Here is a 16,825-nt window from a genome sequence, read left to right as displayed (position 1 = left end):
TAAAGGAAATCAGGCCTGCACGGTGCGCTGGCGTTGCTCGCCGAGCCCGTCGATGCCGAGCGTGATCACCTGTCCGGCGCGCAGGTAGACGGGCGGCTTCTGCCCGAGGCCGACACCCGGCGGCGTGCCGGTCGAGATCACGTCGCCCGGCTGCAGGCTCATGAAGCGGCTCAGGTAGCTGATCAGGTGCGGCACGCGGAACACCATCGTCGCGGTCGTGCCGTTCTGGTAGCGATGGCCGTCGACGTCGAGCCACAGCCGCAGCGCGTGCGGATCGGGCACTTCGTCGGCCGTCACGAGCCACGGGCCGAGCGGCCCGAACGTGTCGTTGCCCTTGCCCTTGTCCCACGTGCCGCCGCGTTCGAGCTGGAATTCGCGCTCCGACACGTCGTTCACGACGCAATAGCCGGCGACGTGCGACAGCGCGTCGGCTTCCGCGATGTAGCGGCCGCCCTGGCCGATCACCACGCCGAGCTCGACTTCCCAGTCGGTTTTCTCCGAGCCGCGCGGAATCTCGACGTCGTCGTTCGGGCCGGAGATCGCGCTCGTCCACTTGCCGAACACGACGGGCTCCTTCGGCACCTCCATCCCCGATTCGGCCGCGTGGTCGGAATAGTTGAGCCCGATGCAGATGAATTTGCCGACGCGGCCCACGCACGCGCCGAGCCGCGGCGTGCCTTCGACCAGCGGCAGCGACGACGGCGGAATGTCGCGCAGTCGCGCGAGCGACGCCGGCGCCAGCACGTCGCCGGCGATGTCGTCGATCACGCCGGACAGGTCGCGGATATGGCCCTGCGCATCGAGCAGGCCCGGCTTTTCATGGTGTTTGTCGCCAAATCTCAGCAGTTTCATGTCGTGTTGAGCCGATACGGAAAGTGAATGGGAGGGCGCGGTTAGTTCGACACGGCCGGTTAGGCACGGCCGGTTAGGCACGGCCGGTTAGGCGCGGTCAGTTCGACCAGCCGCCGTCGATCAGGTGGATCGCGCCGGTCGTGAACGACGCTTCGTCGGACGCGAGGTACAGCGCGAGCGCGGCCACTTCCTCCGCGGTGCCGATGCGTCCGATCGGCTGGCGCGCGACGAATGCCTGGCGCACTTCGTCGGTCGACACGTGGCGCGTGCGCGCCTGGTCCGCGATGCGTTGCGCCAGCGACGGCGATTCGATCGTGCCCGGGCAGATCGCGTTGCAGCGGATGCCCCGCTCGACGAAATCGGCGGCCACCGCCTTGGTCAGGCCGATCACGGCCGCCTTGGTCGTGCCGTACACGAAGCGGTTGGGCACGCCCTTCACGCTCGACGCGGCCGACGCCATGTTGATGATCGACGCGCCGCCGGCTTCGAGCATCGCGGGCAGCAGCGCGCGGATCAGCCGGTACATCGACGTGACGTTCAGGTTCAGCGAGAACGCCCATGCTTCGTCGTCGCAATCGAGGATCGAGCCGTGGTGCACGAAGCCCGCGCAGTTGAACAGCACGTCGAATGCGCGTTCGCTCGCGGCGAGCGCCGCGACGTCCCGCGCATCGGTCACGTCGAGCCGACGCGTGGCCAGCCGACCGCCCGCGCGCTCGGCGTCGGCCTCGAGCCGCACGAGCGCGGCTTCGTTGATGTCGGTCGCCAGCACGTCGGCGCCCTCGCTCGCGAAGCGCAGCGCGGTCGCGCGGCCGATGCCCTGCCCGGCCGCCGTCACCAGCGCGCATTTGCCCTGCAATCTCATGAGCACCTCCCGAAGAAGCCGGCCACCCGTCGGCCGATTGGCACAAAGGACTAAAGGTCCAACCAATCATAGGAAGTGATTCCGCGTTTGTCACGGAATCGGGATTCAGTATTTACCCAGGTGGGGAAATCGGGCTGTTGAGCAAGCATTCGGCGTTCGACAGCGCCCGGGAGCACGTCCCGGGATTCGGACAAATCCAATACCAGCGGGTCTTCCAGTCGATTCTTTCGCACAAGCGGGGCACGACATCCGGCCAAACTGACGAAAAAGTCATGTTCACGTCAGGGTCTCAACGGGATGCGCGCGCCATCATGACGTACCGGACTGCGCATCCGGTCCATCGCCACCCCGCCCGCGTTCGATCCCTGCGGGCACCTCCGTCCCCCCGGCGATGGGCTCCGTGACTGGGCGAGCAGACACGGCGCGCAGGCCGATTTTCCGCCCCGGGCTTCGTGTCCGGGGCGTTTTTGTCTGTGGTTTCCAAGAAAATAAGCCTGGATTGTTTCTAAATCGGCAAAAGGTAATTTGAGCCAGACAGGATGTTTTTTCCGGTCACAGACGCTTACATTTAGCGCACCACTCATGGAAACCGCTACGGATTCGCCATCGGGTAGTGACATCCACTGCCATGACCGAACCGCACGAGCTTTAGGAAACGGCAAATGAAGGCCTCCAAATCCCTGCCTGCGCTCGATCCCGCCGACGTTCACGTCGAAATCCTCGAACGTTCCGATACGCTGCTCGTCGTCCGCTGGGTCGAGCCCGGCCGCTGTCACTACGGTGAACAGCGCTGGCGCCGCCGCTTCGCGCAACGCACCGGCACCTGCGCGCTGTCGCGCCAGGTGATCCACCGCGGCGACGAAGTCTTCCGCCCGGCCGAACGCCCGGCGCCCGCGAACGCGGCCGCGATGATCTCCGCCGCCGAAGTGCTCGCACTGGCCGGCGGCAGGTAAATCCTGCCGGCCATACGTCACCGCACGCGGCGCCATCCGATGCGCCGGCCCTAGAAGCGCCGGTCTAGTTCCCTCGCTTGTCTGCCACGCCCGCGCGCACTATCGTTACACCACTCAATGTAACGATTACGCGCCGCGGCCGCCCGGCCGCGCCGATGGAGGCAGACATGCATGCATGGAGCGCGCGCCACGTCCCGGCGCAAGGCGGCAAGGTCGCGGTCGTGACCGGCGCCAACAGCGGGCTCGGCTGGCAACTGGCGGAAACGCTGGCCGCGAAAGGCGCGACGGTCGTGATGGGCTGCCGCGACGCGGCCCGCGCCGCGCAGGCGGCCGACGCGATCCGCCGGCTCCATCCCGATGCCCGCGTCGAAGTCGACGCGCTCGACCTCGCCGATCTCGCGTCGATCGCGCGCTTCGCGGCCGATGTGGCCGAACGCCATGGGCGCGTCGATATCCTCTGCAACAACGCCGGCGTGATGTTCCTGCCGCTGCGTCATACGCACGACGGCTTCGAGATGCAGTTCGGCACCAACCACCTCGGCCATTTCGCGCTGACCGGCCATCTGCTGCCCGCGCTGCGTGCCGCGCGCCGGGCGCGGGTCGTGACGATGTCGAGCGGCCTCAACCGCGGCGGCCGGATCCGCGTCGACGACCTGCGCGCCGAACACCGCTACAACCGTTATCTCGCCTATTGCGACAGCAAGCTCGCGAATCTCGTGTTCGCGATCGAGTTGCAGCGCCGTTTCGAGCGCGCGGCGTTCGCCGGGATCAGCGTGGCCGCGCACCCGGGCTACGCGGCGACCAACCTGCAGTTCGCGGGCCCGGCGATGGACCGCTCGCCCGCCCGTGCCGCGCTGATGCGCGCCGCGAACCGTTATCTCGCGCAGCCGGCCGACCAGGGCGCGCTGCCCGCGATTCATGCGGCAACCTCGCCCGATCTCGCCGGCGGCGCGTACATCGGGCCGTCCGGCTGGTTCGAGTCGCGCGGGTTGCCGGCGCCCGCGAGCGTGCCCCGCGCGGCGCGCGACGTGGCCTCCGCGGCGCTGCTGTGGGAGGCCTCGGAAGCCGCGACGGGCGTGCGTTTCCTCAGTTCGGGCGCACCGGCCGGACGCGCGCCGGGCCGGCCGTTCGACACGGCGGCCGAGGTGCGCTGAACCGCGCTTCGCCGTCCGCAAGATTCGCGATACTTGTTGCACCGACCGAAAAGAAAGCCGGTTGAAAGCCTGATTCGACGCGCGACTGTTACCACCCAGGAAACAATTTATCGTCAAAATCAGCGTTTACCCTCAACCCTCCGATGACTAAGATTTGATCAATCGCTTAAGACATGGTGTCGAGAGCGAACTCAATAAAACACCGGAGGTCATCATGAAATCGCTCGTTTCCGCAGTCGTTGCCGCTGCCGCCCTGTCCGCTTCGTTTGGCGCATTCGCTCAAAGCACCGTGACCCGCGCTCAAGTGCGCAACGAACTGGTCCAGCTCGAACAAGCCGGCTACAAGCCGGGCGTGGCGAGCCCGTACTACCCGAACGACATCCAGAGCGCCGAAGCGCGTGTTCATGGTGCCGACACCAGCGGCTACGGCGCACAACCGGCTCCGGCCGTCCACTCGGGCGCCCCGGCCGCATCGTCGAACGCTCGCGACTCGATCTTCTTCGGCCAGTAAGCCGATGCGCCCTCGGCGGGCGCCGCGCATCGCGCGATGAAGCACGAAAGTCAGGACGAGCCCCTTGCGGGGCTCGTCCTTTTTGATGAAACGCATACCTCCGCCGCCCGGCAACGGGAGGCTTCGCCCGGGCGCCTGGCGTCCGGGTGTTTTTTCATTTCCGAGGGATGCGTACGAGCAGGACGAAACCGCGCGCGCCTGTCAGCGCGACGCGGCCGCGGCAGGCGCCGAGCGCGACAGCACACGCCACCGCGACAGCAGTTCGTCGCGATCGATGTAGCAGCCCTGCAGGTGCCGGCGTCCGGTAGACGGATCGAACTCGGTGCGCGCATGCAGCACGCGGCGGTTGTCGAACGCCCACATGTCGCCCGCCCGCAGCCGGCGCTGCACGCGAAAGCGCGGCTCGCGCGCCAGCGCGAGGAACCGCCGGTACGCGCGATAGACGGCCGCGACCGAGCCGGCCGGCGCATCGAGCGGCCCGCGCAGGAAGTTCGCGACACGCACCTCGGTGACGTTGCCGCGCGCGTCGAGCCCGATCACCGGCGCCGAGCAGCGGTAGTCGCTGTTCGCACTCTTGTTCCAGAACTCGAACGGCGTCGACGCGAGCTGTTCGAAATCGGCCGGATGCTCGCGCCGCAGTGCATCGGCCAGCGCGAAGCCGTCGAGGAACACACTATCGCCGCCGGTCGCGTCGTTCGCGAGGCAATGCAGGAACTGCACGCCCGGCTGCAGCTCGCGGGTCGGCAAGTCGGTATGCGGCGGCAGGTTCAGCGACGTATACGCATTGCTGTCCGGGCGCGGCTTCGATTCGACGTCGAACAGCACGCCGAAATTGCTCTCGCGGATCAGGCCGATGCGGCGCGCGATCTCGTCGACACGCCCGCGCTCGGCCGGCACGCCTTCGACGAGCGTCAGCCCCGTGCGTTGCAATGCGGCGAGCCACGCGAGCAATGCGCCGTCGTCCTCCATCACGTCGCACCACGCGAACACGCCGATGGCCGTCGCGTCGTCGCCGGCCCATACGTGCCGCCCGTGCGCGGCCTGGCGCTCCGCGCGCGACGCGTCGTCGTAGGCATGCGCGCGCAACCAGCCCGGCGACCACGCGCTGCGATGTCCGTCATTCCACTCGACATGCAGCGCGCCGTCGGTTTCGACGTGCACCGTGAGCGCGGAGAGATCCTCGCGCGCATCGGCGATCTCGAACACCTGTTCACGCGTGACGGCATGCACGCACGCGGAACACGCGCAGTTGTCGCGCAGCCAGTCGAAATGAAATGGCGATCGTCGTGTGTCGCTCCATTCGACGTCCACCGCGCCGTCGCCAATCGTCGCCGCCGCAATGGCTGCGTCGGCCGAAAACGTCCGCCAGTCCTCGATACGGTGTTGCGCTGCCTGCATCGTTGCCTCCCGGAAACGCCCGCTACGCGTGTGGTGCGAGCAGAAACCCGCCGACCGTCCGGTGCAGCCGCGCCGCCTGCGGGCTCGTCCCGAGCGCGCGCCAGCAGCCGTGCACCAGCCCTTCTCCCATCCAGTAATGCGCGGCCCCGCCGGCCGCGCGAATCCGTTCGACGTACACGCGCGCGTCGTCGCGCAGCGGATCGTGTTCCGCGCCGATCGCGAGCACGGGCGGCAGGCCGTCGAAACGCGAAGCCGCGAGCGGTACCGACGCGCGCAGCAGCGGGTCGCCGTCTCCCAGCGCATCCGCCAGGCCGCCTTCCCAGTACAGCGCGCGATAGCGATGGACGTCGTCGAGCGTCAGCATCGGCGCGTGCGCTTCCGTTTCGCGCGCGGGCGCTTGCGGTTCGAACCCGAGCATCGGATAGACGAGCGCGATGCCGTCGACACCGCCTTCGTCCGCATCGCGCAGCGCGGTGGCCACCGCCGCCGCGAGCATGCCGCCCGCGCTGTCGCCCGCGAGCGTCAGCGGATGCGCGCACGGCCCGAACGGCCAGCGCGCATCGCGTGCAGCGCGCGTGACCGCCAGGCAATCTTCAAGCGCGGCCGGTGCGCGATGCTCAGGCGCGAGCCGGTAATCGACCGCGATCACGTCGAGCCCCGTATCGGCCGCCAGTTGCGCGGTGATCAGCGCATGACTGTCGAGCGAGCCGACGACGAAACCGCCGCCATGAAATAACAGCACCGTGCCGCGTGGCGTGCGGTGCGCGGACGTGTAACGCCGCAGCGCGATCGCACGGCCGTCGGATGCGTGCCAGACGGCGTCCTGCTGCACGATGCCGGCCGGCAGCGCGGCCGGCGTCCATTCGGCCGCGAAGCGGTCGTACAGGCGGCGCTGTTCGGCGGGCGAGCGCGCCGCCGCGTCGGCCGGATACCACGCGTCCACGGCGGCAACGAACGTCGCGATTTCCGGTTCGAGCATCGTGTGCGCTCCGAGGTCGAAGGTTCGCGCAGGTTATCGGCGCGGCGGCAGCCCGATCACGCGGCCCGCATACGCGGGCGCCGCGCAATCGCGCTGCAACGCATGCAGCTCGGCCACGCGTGCGGCCACGTCGTCGTCGAACGGCGCCGATTTCGCGCCGTCGCGCGTATCGACGTGCAGCAGCATCTGCTCGCTCGCCGACACCGCATCGTCGTGCCCGTCGGCGAACAGCTCGAGATACAGGTGCAACCGCTTCGCGTCGTGTGCGAGCACGCGCGCGTCGACGCGCACCGGCGTGCCCTCCTTGATCTCGTGCAGGTAGTTCACGTGCGCTTCGAGCGTGTAGACCGAGCGCCCCCGCTCGCGACGCGCGGCGTCATCGAGGCCGATGCGATCCAGCAGCGCATCGGTCGCGAAGCTGAAGATCAGCAGGTAGAACGCATCGCGCAGGTGGCCGTTGTAGTCGACCCATTCGGGCCGCACCACGTCGCGGTAAATCGTCAGCGGGGTATCGCCGGTCATCGTCTGTCGTCCTCAGTCTTCGAATCGCATCCCGTGCCGCGCCTTTACCGCGGCGATCGACTTCAGCACCTCGGTGATGCACTCGTCGCGATAGCGTTCGAGTTCCTTGATGCTGCGCGAGCCCTGCTGTTCGGTCGTGCCTTCGACGACGCTGTCGATCAGCGCGTCGGTCAGCGTGGGCGCGACCAGCTTCGTCCACGGCAACTCGAGCGCGGGGCCGAACTGCTGCATGAAGTGTCGCATGCCCGCATCGCCGCCCGCGAGCGTGTAGGTCAGGAACGTGCCCATGAACGACCAGCGGATGCCCGCGCCGAAGCGGATCGCGTCGTCGATCTCGCCGGTCGTCGCGACGCCTTCGTTGACGAGGTGCAGCGCCTCGCGCCACAACGCTTCGAGCAGCCGGTCGGCGATGAAGCCCGGCACTTCCTTGCGCACGTGCAGCGGCCGCATGCCGAGCTTGCGATAGACCTCCATCGCGCCTTCGACCGCTTCCGGCGACGTGCGCGCGCCGCCGAGCACCTCGACGAGCGGCAGCAGGTAGACGGGATTGAACGGATGGCCGACCACGCAGCGCTCCGGATGCGTCGCCCGCGCGTAGAAATCCGTCGGCAGCAGCCCCGACGTCGACGACGCGATGATCGCGTCGGGCTTCGCCGCGCGGCTGATCTGCTCGTGCAGCTCGAGCTTCAGCGCCTCGCGCTCGGGCGCACTTTCCTGGATGAAATCCGCGTCGGCGACGCAGGCCTCGATCGTCGAGACGAAACGCAGCCGCGCGGGATCGGCGCCCGGCGCAAGGCCGACGCGTTCGAGCGCGGGCCACGCGTTCGCGACGTTCGCGCGCAGCCGCGCTTCCGCGCCCGGCGCCGGGTCCCATACGACCACGTCGAGACCGTGCGCGAGCGCGCGGGAAATCCATCCGCTGCCGATCACGCCGGTGCCGATGGCGACGAACGTCTTGATGTCGGTCTTCACAGCCATGTCAACGCATCCTTCAAATCAGGGGAAATCGGTGGGCGGCCGCGCCTGTGCGTGCCGCCGCGTCATGTCAATCAGTCTGGTAAAAACTCACGCGAACTCGGCGATCGCACGGCGTTCGAGCGGACGCTCGCCGCGCGCCGGCAAGCCGAGCTTGCGGCGGCCTTCCGCCGGCGTCAGCACGCGGGCACCGAGCCGTTCGATGATCTCGCGCGCGCGCTCGACGAGCGTGCCGTTGGTCGCATGCACGCCGCGATCGAGCCAGATGTTGTCTTCGAGGCCGACCCGCACGTGGCCGCCGAGCAGCATCGCCTGCGCGACCATCGGCATCTGCATGCGGCCGATCCCGAAGCCGGCCCAGTGCGCGCCCGGCGGCAGGTTGTCGACCATCGCCTTCATCGTGCCGGTATCGGCCGGCGCGCCCCACGGAATGCCGAGGCACAGCTGGAACAGCGGCGGATCGTCGAGCAGCCCTTCCTTCAGCAACTGCTTCGCGAACCACAGATGGCCCGTGTCGAAAATTTCCAGCTCCGGCTTCACGCCGAGTTCCTGGATGCGCTTCGCGCCGGCGCGCAGCTGCGCGGGCGTCGATACGTAGATGTAATCGCCGTCACCGAAATTCAGCGTGCCGCAGTCGAGCGTGCAGATCTCGGGCAGCAGATCCTCGACGTGGGCGAGCCGCGTGAGGCCGCCGACCAGGTCGGTGCCCTTGCCGAAACGCATCGGGTCCTCGCCGGGGCCGATCTCGAGATCGCCGCCCATGCCGGCCGTCAGGTTGATGATCACGTCGACGTCGGCCGAGCGGATGCGGTCGACCACTTCGCGGTACAGGTTCGGGTCGCGGCTGCCGCGCCCCGTCTGCGGATCGCGCACGTGGCAGTGCGCCACCGTTGCGCCGGCCTTCGCGGCCTCGATCGCGGCGGCCGCGATTTCCTTCGGCGTGACCGGAATCGCCGGATGCTTGCCGACCGTATCGCCCGCGCCGGTGACGGCGCAGGTGATGATGACTTCGTGGTTCATGCTGGTTGCCTCGCTTGAATCGGGTTGTGTCGCAATGCGGATGTTTCGTCGGCGCGCGCCGCGTGCGGCGCGCGGGCCATCCATCACAGGCCGAGATACGCCTTCACGGCCGGCAGGCCATCCTTGCCGTCGAACGTCTTGACGCCCGCGAGCCACGGATCGAGCACCTGCGGGTTCTTCTTCAGGTACGCCTTCGCGGCGTCGGCCGGCTTCGTCTTGTTCATCACCGACTGCATCAGCTGGTTCTCGAGCTGCGTCGAGAAGCGCAGGTTCGTGACGAGCTTGCCGGCGTTCGGGCAGCGGGAAATGAAGTCGGGGGCCGTGAGCGTGTACACGCGCGCCTCGCCGTAGTTCGGCCCGAACGACGCATCGCCGCCGGACAGATAGTTCATGCTGATCTGGATGTTCATCGGATGCGGTTCCCAGCCGAGGAAGACGACCCACTTCTTCTCGCGGATCGCGCGCTCGACGGTCACCAGCATTCCGGCCTCGCTCGATTCGACGAGCTTGAAGCCGCCGAGCCCGTACTGGTTCGTATCGATCATCTTCTGGATCGTCGCGTTCGCGCTGCTGCCCGGCTCGATCCCGTAGATCTTGCCGTCGAGTTCCGCGCGGTGCTTCGCGATGTCCTCGAAGGTCTTCAGGCCCGCCTGGTATTCGTAGCTCGGCACCGCGAGCGTCGCCTTCGCGCCCGACAGGTTCGGCGGCTCGACGACGTTGATCGACTTGCTGTCGAGGAACGGCTGAAGCTGCTTCTGCTGCACGGGCCACCAGTAGCCGAGCGATATGTCGAGCTGCTTGCTCTTCAGGCCGGCGAACGAGATCGGCACCGACGCGATCGTCGTGGTCGGCTTGTAGCCGAGCGCCTCGAACACGGTCGACGCGAGCGCCGTGGTCGACGTGATGTCGGTCCAGCCGATATCCGCGAAACGCACGGTGCGGCAGGCCGCGGCATCCGTTTCGGCCTGCGCCGCGTGCGTGAACGCGCCGGTCGCCAGCACGGCCGCGACAAGCGCGGCGATCTTCGTCGACTTCATGGTTCGTTACCTCCCGGTTTGACTCGCGGCAGCCGGTGCGCGGGGTGTGCCCGGCCTGCATCGTGGGAGTAAAAGTAACGAGCCATATTGGCCGCGAGAAGACCGGCGGCGACCTGTTCTTGACTATTTGCGACTATGAGTGGAAACCACTAGATTTCTTGGAAGGCTTGATAGGCGGGGTTTTCACAGGAATTTCCGATGGTTCCGGTTTGTCCACATGCGGCGCGATGCTTTCGATTCGGCCCGGACGAAACGGCATGCCGGCGCGGCTGCGGTTCAGCGCCGCTCGCACCGCCTCGACGAACGGGTGTCACGGGCACGTGTGAAGCTGGCCTGATCTCCAGCAGCCGAAAGCGCATTTCGTATTGCGGAATCCACGCCAAATTCCCGCGCCGCAGCCTTTTCGTCGCTTGAAAACTTGTTTTGCATTGCAAAAACTACAACGTAACCCATTGAAGATAAAGCAAAAATAATGTCTTATGTCTTATATAAGACATTGCCAAAAGCGCGATGGGCGGCGTTACTATTTATCCCATGCAGTCCGCTTCGACAGACGTAGCGGGCACGCTCAACCCGTTACTCAAACGCGCTTTGCTCCCAGGAGATTGACATGGCCCAGTATCAAGACGACATCAAGGCAGTTGCCGGTTTGAAGGAAAACCACGGCAGCGCGTGGAATGCGATCAGCCCCGAGTACGCCGCCCGCATGCGTGCCCAGAACAAGTTCAAGACGGGCCTGGACATCGCCAAGTACACCGCGAAGATCATGCGCGCCGACATGGCCGCGTACGACGCCGACCCGTCCAAGTACACGCAGTCGCTGGGTTGCTGGCACGGCTTCATCGGCCAGCAGAAGATGATCTCCATCAAGAAGCACTTCAACAGCACCGAACGCCGCTACCTGTACCTGTCCGGCTGGATGGTCGCCGCGCTGCGCTCCGAGTTCGGCCCGCTGCCGGACCAGTCGATGCACGAAAAGACCTCGGTCAGCGCGCTGATCCGCGAGCTGTACACGTTCCTGCGCCAGGCCGACGCCCGTGAACTGGGCGGCCTGTTCCGCGAACTCGACGCCGCCAAGGACGCCACGGCGAAGGCCGCGATCCAGGAGAAGATCGACAACCACGTCACGCACGTCGTGCCGATCATCGCCGACATCGACGCCGGTTTCGGCAACGCGGAAGCCACGTACCTGCTGGCCAAGCAGTTCATCGAAGCAGGCGCATGCTGCATCCAGATCGAAAACCAGGTGTCCGACGAGAAGCAGTGCGGCCACCAGGACGGCAAGGTCACGGTGCCGCACGAGGACTTCCTCGCGAAGATCCGCGCGATCCGCTACGCGTTCCTGGAGCTGGGCGTGGACGACGGCATCATCGTTGCCCGTACCGACTCACTGGGCGCCGGCCTGACCAAGCAGATCGCCGTGACCAATACGCCGGGCGACCTGGGCGACCAGTACAACGCTTTCCTCGACTGCGAAGAACTGTCGGCCGACCAGCTGGGCAACGGTGACGTCGTCATCAAGCGCGACGGCAAGCTGCTGCGTCCGAAGCGCCTGCCGAGCAACCTGTTCCAGTTCCGCGCCGGCACGGGCGAAGCGCGCTGCGTGCTCGACTGCATCACGTCGCTGCAGAACGGCGCCGACCTGCTGTGGATCGAAACCGAAAAACCGCACATCGCCCAGATCGGCGGCATGGTCAGCGAGATCCGCAAGGTCATCCCGAACGCGAAGCTGGTGTACAACAACAGCCCGTCGTTCAACTGGACGCTGAACTTCCGCCAGCAGGCGTACGACGCGCTGAAGGCCGAGGGCAAGGACGTGTCGGCCTACGACCGTGCACAGCTGATGAGCGTGGAATACGACGAGACGGAACTGGCCACGCTGGCCGACGAGAAGATCCGTACGTTCCAGGCCGACGCATCGCGTGAAGCCGGCATCTTCCATCACCTGATCACGCTGCCGACGTACCACACCGCCGCGCTGTCGACCGACAACCTGGCCAAGGAATACTTCGGCGACCAGGGCATGCTGGGCTACGTGGCCGGCGTGCAGCGCAAGGAAATCCGCCAGGGTATCGCCTGCGTGAAGCACCAGAACATGTCCGGCTCGGACATCGGTGACGATCACAAGGAATACTTCAGCGGCGAAGCAGCGCTGAAGGCGGCCGGCAAGGACAACACGATGAACCAGTTCTGATACCGGTCATCGCCACGCGAAACGCCAACCCGTTACGTTACGGGTCGGCGTTTTTTTATTCGCCGATCACCCGCACGAACGCGTCCGCCAGCACCGTCGGCGCGACCGGCAACACCAGCGCGCACACCGACCTGGCGTCTTCATCCGAAATCGGCACGAAGACGACCCCATCGATCCCGAGACTCGCCATCCGTTCCGGCACGATCGCGACGCCGTGCCCGGCCGCGACGAGATTCAGCATCGACGTCTTCGGCGACACGATCCGGGCGGTCGCCGGCACGAAGCCGCGCTTCAAGCAAAGATCGATCACGACGCGCGCGAGCCCGCCCCGCTCCCGATACACGGCCGATGCGAACGGCTCGTGCCGCAGCCGCGAGATCGCCATACGCTTGCGGCCCGCCAGCGGATGATCGGCCGGCACCGCCACGCACAGACGCTCGGCCGCGAGCTCGACGAAGCGCACGCGCGGATCGCGGCGCAGCACCGGCAGACGAACGATCCCGATATCGGCGTTGCCGTTCGCGATCTCCAGCACCTGATCCTCGGACGACGCGCGGTCGAGATCGATCCGCGCGCCCGGACACGCGCGCATGAAGCGCTCGAGCACCGGCATCAGGCTGCCGACGGGAACGGTGCTCGAATGCAGGAGCCGCAAGACGCCCGCTTCGCCGCGCGACAACTGCGCGCCCTCGTCGGCCGCGGCGGCCAGGGTCGCCGGAATCGACGCCACGCGATCGCGATAGAGCGCGCCGGCCGGCGTGAGCCGTACCCCTCTCGGCTCCCGGTCGAATAGCGGAAACCCCAGCTCGTCTTCCAGTTGACCGATCTGCCGGCTGAGCGCCGACTGCGCGACGTGGAGCGCGCTCGCGGCCGGCGTGAAGCCGCCGAGATCGGCCACGGTCAGGAAATACTGGATTTGCCTCAGGGATGGCATGCCGAAAAGAGATGGATAAGCGCCCGATTTGATATTTGCGTTATACCGTCGCGCTTTCCAGAATGGAAGCCTGTCGTGCCGGAGCCACCGTCACGGCCACTTCGCCGGAGCCTGCCTCGTCGTGACTACTCTCCTGTCCTATCTGCTGGTCGTCGCCGCCGGCGTCAGCGTGGCGTTGCAACAGGTGCTCAACGCCAACCTCCGTGCGCAGCTCGGCTCGCCGTGGTGGGCCGGGTCGGTCAGTTATCTCGTCGGCCTCGCCGCGATGCTCGTCGTGGCGCTGCTGACCCCGCATCCGCGCTTGAGCGGCACCGGCACCATTACCGGCGCCGCGTCATGGTTCAGCTGGACCAGCGGCATTTTCGGCGCGGTGTTCGTCGGCATCGCGATCCTGATGGTGCCGCGACTGGGCGCCGCGACGACGCTCGCGCTGATCGTCGTCGGGCAGATGACCGGCGCGCTCGTGTTCGACCACTTCGGCGTGCTCGGCATCCAGCAGCATGCGGCCAGCCCGATCCGCCTGGCCGGCGCGGCGTGCCTCATTCTCGGGGTGGTGCTGGTTCGGGCGTGACGACGTCGCGGATTGCTGCCGGATGCGCGTGATTTCCCGAATGAGTCAGTCAGTAGCGATCGTTGACGCCGTCGATCCCGCGCGCCTGCAACGCGCGCACGAGGCCGGCGCGCACGGTCGCGACGTCGGACAACGCGGGACGGCGGTGCGCGGCGACTTCGGCGGCCGTATAAGGCTTGAAGTCGCGCGGCAGTGCGTCACGGTTCATGGTGGTGAGTACCCAGTTGAGCACGTCGGCGAGATCCTGGTCCGACAGCGCCGAATTCGACGCGCCGGGCACGCGCATCACGTACTCGCGCCCGGCCGGCAGATGCGTGAAATAGCCGAGCGAGTTGGCGAGCGGCGGCACCTTGCCGGGGATGCCGCCGCCCGTCGCCGTGTGGCAGCCCATGCAGTTGAGCACCCAGTGCTGGCGCGCGAGCGCCGCGTCAGCCGCGCCTTCGGCATGCACCGGTGCCGCGGTCAAACCCGCGACTGCTCCGGCCAGCATCAGCAACGACGACAGCCGACGCGACACGCTGCCGAGCCGCGACGACTCCGCGCAGCGCGTGCGCGCCGCGTCATCGCCAACACGGGGCACGCACGCGAGCGTCACAGGCCGAGCCCCTTGATGACCACTTCGCGTTGCGCATGAACGGCCGTGCCGTCCATCGCCTTCGCGCGCGCCGCACGGATATCCGCCGCCATGAACGGCTTCGCATCACCATGCTGCGCGTTGAGATCGAACACGACGTAGTTGAGCGCGTGCGCGATGTCGTCATCGCTCGCGCTCGCAAACGACGGCATCTTGAAGTTGTAGCTCTTGTCGCGCACCCTGATCTCGCCGAACATCCCGTGCAGCAGCGTTGCGACCAGTTGCGCGCGCCCCGGCTCGGCCGTCGCATACTTGCCCGGATAATCGGTCAGCGGCGGCGCGAGGCCGTCCTGCCCCTTGCCGCCCGCCTGGTGGCATACCGCGCACTGCGCGTCGAACAGGCTCTTGCCGGCCGGGTAATGCACGGTTTCCTGCGCGCCGGCGGCGGCCGGCAACGCGAAGGCCGTCACGGCCGTCATGCATGCGATGACGAACTTTCCTGCTTGCATCCCTTTCATTGCTTTGCCGCTCCCAGCAGAACCGAAACCGAACAGTGATAGTTCGAATTTCCGTTGGCCATGCACCAGTTGATGTCGTTGTTCAGCGACAGCTTGTACAGCGGCTTCTCGCGCTCGTTGCGGTTGCAGAAGCACTTGCCGCACGACGTCTTGCCGCAGCAATCGTTGTACGACACGATGTAGTCCGAACCGTCGTGCGGGTTGCGGCAGGTGCCGATCCACGTGATCGGCGAAGGCGTCGTGCCCGGTGGGCAACTGCTCGACGTGCCGCCGCAGCAGCTGCACAGCCAGCCGTCGATCGCGCAGTATTTCCAGTAGTCGCAGCTCATCGGGTCGTCGCTTGCCGCCGATGCGGCGCCGCCGGACGCGGCCGATGCACCCGATGCCGCATCGGCCGCATACGCGGTGCGATCGACGGGCAGCAGCGGCAGCATCGCCGATCCCACCAGCACCTTGCCGAGCTTCGCCATCGCGCTGCGCCGCGAACTGTGCTGCGCGACGCCGCGCGCCGACCGCTCGAACCATGAATCAAACAGGCCCATGTCGTTGTTCTCCCTTGAGTTTGAAAGAGGGTCGGCCGGTCATGCGTGCTGCGCGTGCGCGTCGTGGTCGTGGCCGTGATCGCCGTGCACGAACTGCTGCAGCGATGCGACGCCGCGCTCCTTCGCTTCGAACAGGCTCTCGAGATGCTCGCGCGTATTGACGAGCCCCTTCGCGCGCACCGTGCCGGTTTCGTCGAGCAGCACCGCGTACGGCAGCTTGCCGATCTGGTACGCGAGGCCGAGCTCCTGCGACAGCACGTACGGGAAGCCCCCGAGGTCGTGCTTGCGCGCGAAGCGCGTGTGTTCGTCGATATCGCCGTCGCTCGCGAGCACGACGTTCACCGGCGTCGCTTCGCTTGCCTGCAGCGACGGCAGCAGCGGCAGCAACTTCTTGCAGACGGGGCACGTCGGCGACAGGAAGAACAGCAGCGTCGCCTTGCCCGACGCATCGAAGCCGCCGACCTTCACCTGCGCGCCGCGAATGTCGGTCAGTTCGAACGTCGGCGCGATCGCGCCGACCGCCGGCCCCTTGTCGATCATCAATGCGCCGGCCGGCATGATGCGTTCGTACAGGATGCCGATCTGGCGCACGAGCGCGAGACAGATCGCGCCGAGCGCGAGGACGGCCACCCACAGCAGGGCGGTGGAAACGGTGAGAGCGGTTTGCATCATGAATTCCTCAGGTGGGAAAGGCGCGGGGCGTTGGCGAGCAGCACGTCGACGGCGAGCAGCGCGCAGACGATCAGCAGCACGGAGAAGAACAGCGTCAGGTAGTCGAACCACACGACCGCGCGTGCACCCGGTTCGACGAGCGCGGTCGCGGCCAGCGCGGCGAGCAGCAGCGCGCGGCCGACGTGCAGCCAGCCGATGCCGCGCGGCGCATCCGCGCGCGCCGCCGCGAAGCCGGAACAGCCGCAGTCGATGTCGGTATGGCCGCGCAGGAGATTGATCGCAATCGCGACGGCGAAGGCCACGAGCAACGCGATCAGGCCGATCGCGCCGGCCGTGCGCGTATCGGGAAACAGCAACGCCGCGGCGCCGATCGCTTCCGCGAGCGGAATCGCGAACGCGACGGGCGCGGTCAGCGCGTCGGGCAGCAGCCGGTAGCCGGCGAGCGCCTGGCTGAACGCGACGGGCCGCCGCATCTTCGCGAACGCGCCGAGCAGCACGACGACGGCGGCGCCGGCCTGCGCGCTGGTGGCAAGTACGGGATCGAGTGTCATCGCGGC

General features: G+C 67.2%; 19 protein-coding genes. 5 read left to right on the top strand and 14 right to left on the bottom strand.

What is annotated here, in order from left to right; genetic code table 11:
- Nucleotides 1–9 precede the first annotated feature (9 nt).
- Nucleotides 10–852 carry an ureidoglycolate lyase gene (locus tag CFB43_RS20780; protein WP_069252330.1) on the bottom strand — a complete coding sequence of 281 codons (843 nt, stop codon included), beginning with the start codon at nucleotides 850–852 and terminating at the stop codon, nucleotides 10–12.
- Nucleotides 853–949: 97 nt separating this feature from the next.
- Nucleotides 950–1,714 carry an SDR family oxidoreductase gene (locus CFB43_RS20775; protein ID WP_089496380.1) on the bottom strand — a complete coding sequence of 255 codons (765 nt, stop codon included), beginning with the start codon at nucleotides 1,712–1,714 and terminating at the stop codon, nucleotides 950–952.
- Nucleotides 1,715–2,376: 662 nt separating this feature from the next.
- On the opposite strand from CFB43_RS20775, the gene CFB43_RS20770 reads away from it, so the two are divergent.
- The 3 genes from CFB43_RS20770 to CFB43_RS20760 all read left to right on the top strand — a co-directional run bounded on the left by CFB43_RS20770 (nucleotide 2,377) and on the right by CFB43_RS20760 (nucleotide 4,332).
- Nucleotides 2,377–2,667, top strand: coding sequence for a DUF3331 domain-containing protein (locus tag CFB43_RS20770; protein WP_039366241.1), 291 nt, complete (start codon nucleotides 2,377–2,379; stop codon nucleotides 2,665–2,667).
- A 167-nt stretch (nucleotides 2,668–2,834) separates the two neighbouring features.
- A complete protein-coding gene (locus CFB43_RS20765; protein ID WP_089496379.1) occupies nucleotides 2,835–3,821 on the top strand; it encodes an oxidoreductase in 987 nt (328 codons plus the stop codon).
- Between the two features lie 214 nt (nucleotides 3,822–4,035).
- Nucleotides 4,036–4,332 (top strand): DUF4148 domain-containing protein, encoded by a 297-nt coding sequence (locus tag CFB43_RS20760; protein ID WP_089426868.1) that lies wholly within the window; start codon nucleotides 4,036–4,038, stop codon nucleotides 4,330–4,332.
- Nucleotides 4,333–4,533: 201 nt separating this feature from the next.
- Here CFB43_RS20760 and CFB43_RS20755 read toward each other — a convergent pair whose 3' ends face one another.
- The 6 genes from CFB43_RS20755 to CFB43_RS20730 all read right to left on the bottom strand — a co-directional run bounded on the left by CFB43_RS20755 (nucleotide 4,534) and on the right by CFB43_RS20730 (nucleotide 10,263).
- Nucleotides 4,534–5,730: a TauD/TfdA family dioxygenase gene (locus tag CFB43_RS20755; RefSeq protein ID WP_089496378.1), complete on the bottom strand. Its 1,197-nt coding sequence runs from the start codon at nucleotides 5,728–5,730 to the stop codon at nucleotides 4,534–4,536.
- A 22-nt stretch (nucleotides 5,731–5,752) separates the two neighbouring features.
- Nucleotides 5,753–6,709 (bottom strand): alpha/beta hydrolase, encoded by a 957-nt coding sequence (locus tag CFB43_RS20750; RefSeq protein WP_089496377.1) that lies wholly within the window; start codon nucleotides 6,707–6,709, stop codon nucleotides 5,753–5,755.
- Nucleotides 6,710–6,742: 33 nt separating this feature from the next.
- Nucleotides 6,743–7,231, bottom strand: a complete 489-nt coding sequence (locus CFB43_RS20745) for a thioesterase family protein (RefSeq protein ID WP_048243371.1) — start codon at nucleotides 7,229–7,231, stop codon at nucleotides 6,743–6,745.
- 12 nt (nucleotides 7,232–7,243) lie between these two features.
- The gene (locus tag CFB43_RS20740) at nucleotides 7,244–8,209 is read right to left on the bottom strand and encodes an L-carnitine dehydrogenase (protein ID WP_089496376.1); all 966 of its coding nucleotides are present in this window, start codon (nucleotides 8,207–8,209) and stop codon (nucleotides 7,244–7,246) included.
- An 87-nt stretch (nucleotides 8,210–8,296) separates the two neighbouring features.
- Nucleotides 8,297–9,226, bottom strand: coding sequence for a 3-keto-5-aminohexanoate cleavage protein (locus tag CFB43_RS20735; protein WP_039366557.1), 930 nt, complete (start codon nucleotides 9,224–9,226; stop codon nucleotides 8,297–8,299).
- A gap of 83 nt (nucleotides 9,227–9,309) precedes the next feature.
- Nucleotides 9,310–10,263: a choline ABC transporter substrate-binding protein gene (locus CFB43_RS20730; RefSeq protein WP_089496375.1), complete on the bottom strand. Its 954-nt coding sequence runs from the start codon at nucleotides 10,261–10,263 to the stop codon at nucleotides 9,310–9,312.
- A 610-nt stretch (nucleotides 10,264–10,873) separates the two neighbouring features.
- On the opposite strand from CFB43_RS20730, the gene CFB43_RS20725 reads away from it, so the two are divergent.
- The gene (locus CFB43_RS20725; RefSeq protein WP_089496374.1) at nucleotides 10,874–12,457 is read left to right on the top strand and encodes an isocitrate lyase; all 1,584 of its coding nucleotides are present in this window, start codon (nucleotides 10,874–10,876) and stop codon (nucleotides 12,455–12,457) included.
- 55 nt (nucleotides 12,458–12,512) lie between these two features.
- Here the strand turns inward: CFB43_RS20725 and CFB43_RS20720 are convergent, their stop codons facing one another.
- The gene (locus CFB43_RS20720; RefSeq protein ID WP_089496373.1) at nucleotides 12,513–13,391 is read right to left on the bottom strand and encodes a LysR family transcriptional regulator; all 879 of its coding nucleotides are present in this window, start codon (nucleotides 13,389–13,391) and stop codon (nucleotides 12,513–12,515) included.
- 121 nt (nucleotides 13,392–13,512) lie between these two features.
- On the opposite strand from CFB43_RS20720, the gene CFB43_RS20715 reads away from it, so the two are divergent.
- Nucleotides 13,513–13,962 (top strand): DMT family transporter, encoded by a 450-nt coding sequence (locus CFB43_RS20715; protein WP_089496372.1) that lies wholly within the window; start codon nucleotides 13,513–13,515, stop codon nucleotides 13,960–13,962.
- 49 nt (nucleotides 13,963–14,011) lie between these two features.
- Here the strand turns inward: CFB43_RS20715 and CFB43_RS20710 are convergent, their stop codons facing one another.
- The 5 genes from CFB43_RS20710 to CFB43_RS20690 all read right to left on the bottom strand — a co-directional run bounded on the left by CFB43_RS20710 (nucleotide 14,012) and on the right by CFB43_RS20690 (nucleotide 16,819).
- Nucleotides 14,012–14,452 carry a c-type cytochrome gene (locus CFB43_RS20710; RefSeq protein WP_226203222.1) on the bottom strand — a complete coding sequence of 147 codons (441 nt, stop codon included), beginning with the start codon at nucleotides 14,450–14,452 and terminating at the stop codon, nucleotides 14,012–14,014.
- Between the two features lie 101 nt (nucleotides 14,453–14,553).
- Nucleotides 14,554–15,054 (bottom strand): c-type cytochrome, encoded by a 501-nt coding sequence (locus CFB43_RS20705; RefSeq protein WP_089496370.1) that lies wholly within the window; start codon nucleotides 15,052–15,054, stop codon nucleotides 14,554–14,556.
- Nucleotides 15,051–15,596 (bottom strand): methylamine dehydrogenase light chain, encoded by a 546-nt coding sequence (locus tag CFB43_RS20700; protein WP_089485178.1) that lies wholly within the window; start codon nucleotides 15,594–15,596, stop codon nucleotides 15,051–15,053. Before CFB43_RS20700 ends, CFB43_RS20705 begins: the two co-directional genes overlap by 4 nt.
- 39 nt (nucleotides 15,597–15,635) lie before the next feature.
- On the bottom strand, nucleotides 15,636–16,268 hold the full coding sequence (gene mauD, locus CFB43_RS20695; RefSeq protein ID WP_089496369.1) for a methylamine dehydrogenase accessory protein MauD: 633 nt from the start codon (nucleotides 16,266–16,268) through the stop codon (nucleotides 15,636–15,638).
- Nucleotides 16,265–16,819 (bottom strand): MauE/DoxX family redox-associated membrane protein, encoded by a 555-nt coding sequence (locus tag CFB43_RS20690; RefSeq protein WP_089496368.1) that lies wholly within the window; start codon nucleotides 16,817–16,819, stop codon nucleotides 16,265–16,267. Before CFB43_RS20690 ends, mauD begins: the two co-directional genes overlap by 4 nt.
- Nucleotides 16,820–16,825: the final 6 nt, after the last annotated feature.

The organism is Burkholderia sp. AU15512 (assembly GCF_002223325.1).
Taxonomy (GTDB): domain Bacteria; phylum Pseudomonadota; class Gammaproteobacteria; order Burkholderiales; family Burkholderiaceae; genus Burkholderia.
This window is presented reverse-complemented; position numbering and strand designations above follow the sequence as displayed.

Coding starts and splice junctions, on each gene's coding strand:
- CFB43_RS20780 (WP_069252330.1), bottom strand. CDS start 852: ATGAAACTGCTGAGATTTGGCGACAAACACCATGAAAAGCCGGGCCTG.
- CFB43_RS20775 (WP_089496380.1), bottom strand. CDS start 1,714: ATGAGATTGCAGGGCAAATGCGCGCTGGTGACGGCGGCCGGGCAGGGC.
- CFB43_RS20770 (WP_039366241.1), top strand. CDS start 2,377: ATGAAGGCCTCCAAATCCCTGCCTGCGCTCGATCCCGCCGACGTTCAC.
- CFB43_RS20765 (WP_089496379.1), top strand. CDS start 2,835: ATGCATGCATGGAGCGCGCGCCACGTCCCGGCGCAAGGCGGCAAGGTC.
- CFB43_RS20760 (WP_089426868.1), top strand. CDS start 4,036: ATGAAATCGCTCGTTTCCGCAGTCGTTGCCGCTGCCGCCCTGTCCGCT.
- CFB43_RS20755 (WP_089496378.1), bottom strand. CDS start 5,730: ATGCAGGCAGCGCAACACCGTATCGAGGACTGGCGGACGTTTTCGGCC.
- CFB43_RS20750 (WP_089496377.1), bottom strand. CDS start 6,709: ATGCTCGAACCGGAAATCGCGACGTTCGTTGCCGCCGTGGACGCGTGG.
- CFB43_RS20745 (WP_048243371.1), bottom strand. CDS start 7,231: ATGACCGGCGATACCCCGCTGACGATTTACCGCGACGTGGTGCGGCCC.
- CFB43_RS20740 (WP_089496376.1), bottom strand. CDS start 8,209: ATGGCTGTGAAGACCGACATCAAGACGTTCGTCGCCATCGGCACCGGC.
- CFB43_RS20735 (WP_039366557.1), bottom strand. CDS start 9,226: ATGAACCACGAAGTCATCATCACCTGCGCCGTCACCGGCGCGGGCGAT.
- CFB43_RS20730 (WP_089496375.1), bottom strand. CDS start 10,263: ATGAAGTCGACGAAGATCGCCGCGCTTGTCGCGGCCGTGCTGGCGACC.
- CFB43_RS20725 (WP_089496374.1), top strand. CDS start 10,874: ATGGCCCAGTATCAAGACGACATCAAGGCAGTTGCCGGTTTGAAGGAA.
- CFB43_RS20720 (WP_089496373.1), bottom strand. CDS start 13,391: ATGCCATCCCTGAGGCAAATCCAGTATTTCCTGACCGTGGCCGATCTC.
- CFB43_RS20710 (WP_226203222.1), bottom strand. CDS start 14,452: ATGCTGGCCGGAGCAGTCGCGGGTTTGACCGCGGCACCGGTGCATGCC.
- CFB43_RS20705 (WP_089496370.1), bottom strand. CDS start 15,054: ATGAAAGGGATGCAAGCAGGAAAGTTCGTCATCGCATGCATGACGGCC.
- CFB43_RS20700 (WP_089485178.1), bottom strand. CDS start 15,596: ATGGGCCTGTTTGATTCATGGTTCGAGCGGTCGGCGCGCGGCGTCGCG.
- mauD (WP_089496369.1), bottom strand. CDS start 16,268: ATGATGCAAACCGCTCTCACCGTTTCCACCGCCCTGCTGTGGGTGGCC.
- CFB43_RS20690 (WP_089496368.1), bottom strand. CDS start 16,819: ATGACACTCGATCCCGTACTTGCCACCAGCGCGCAGGCCGGCGCCGCC.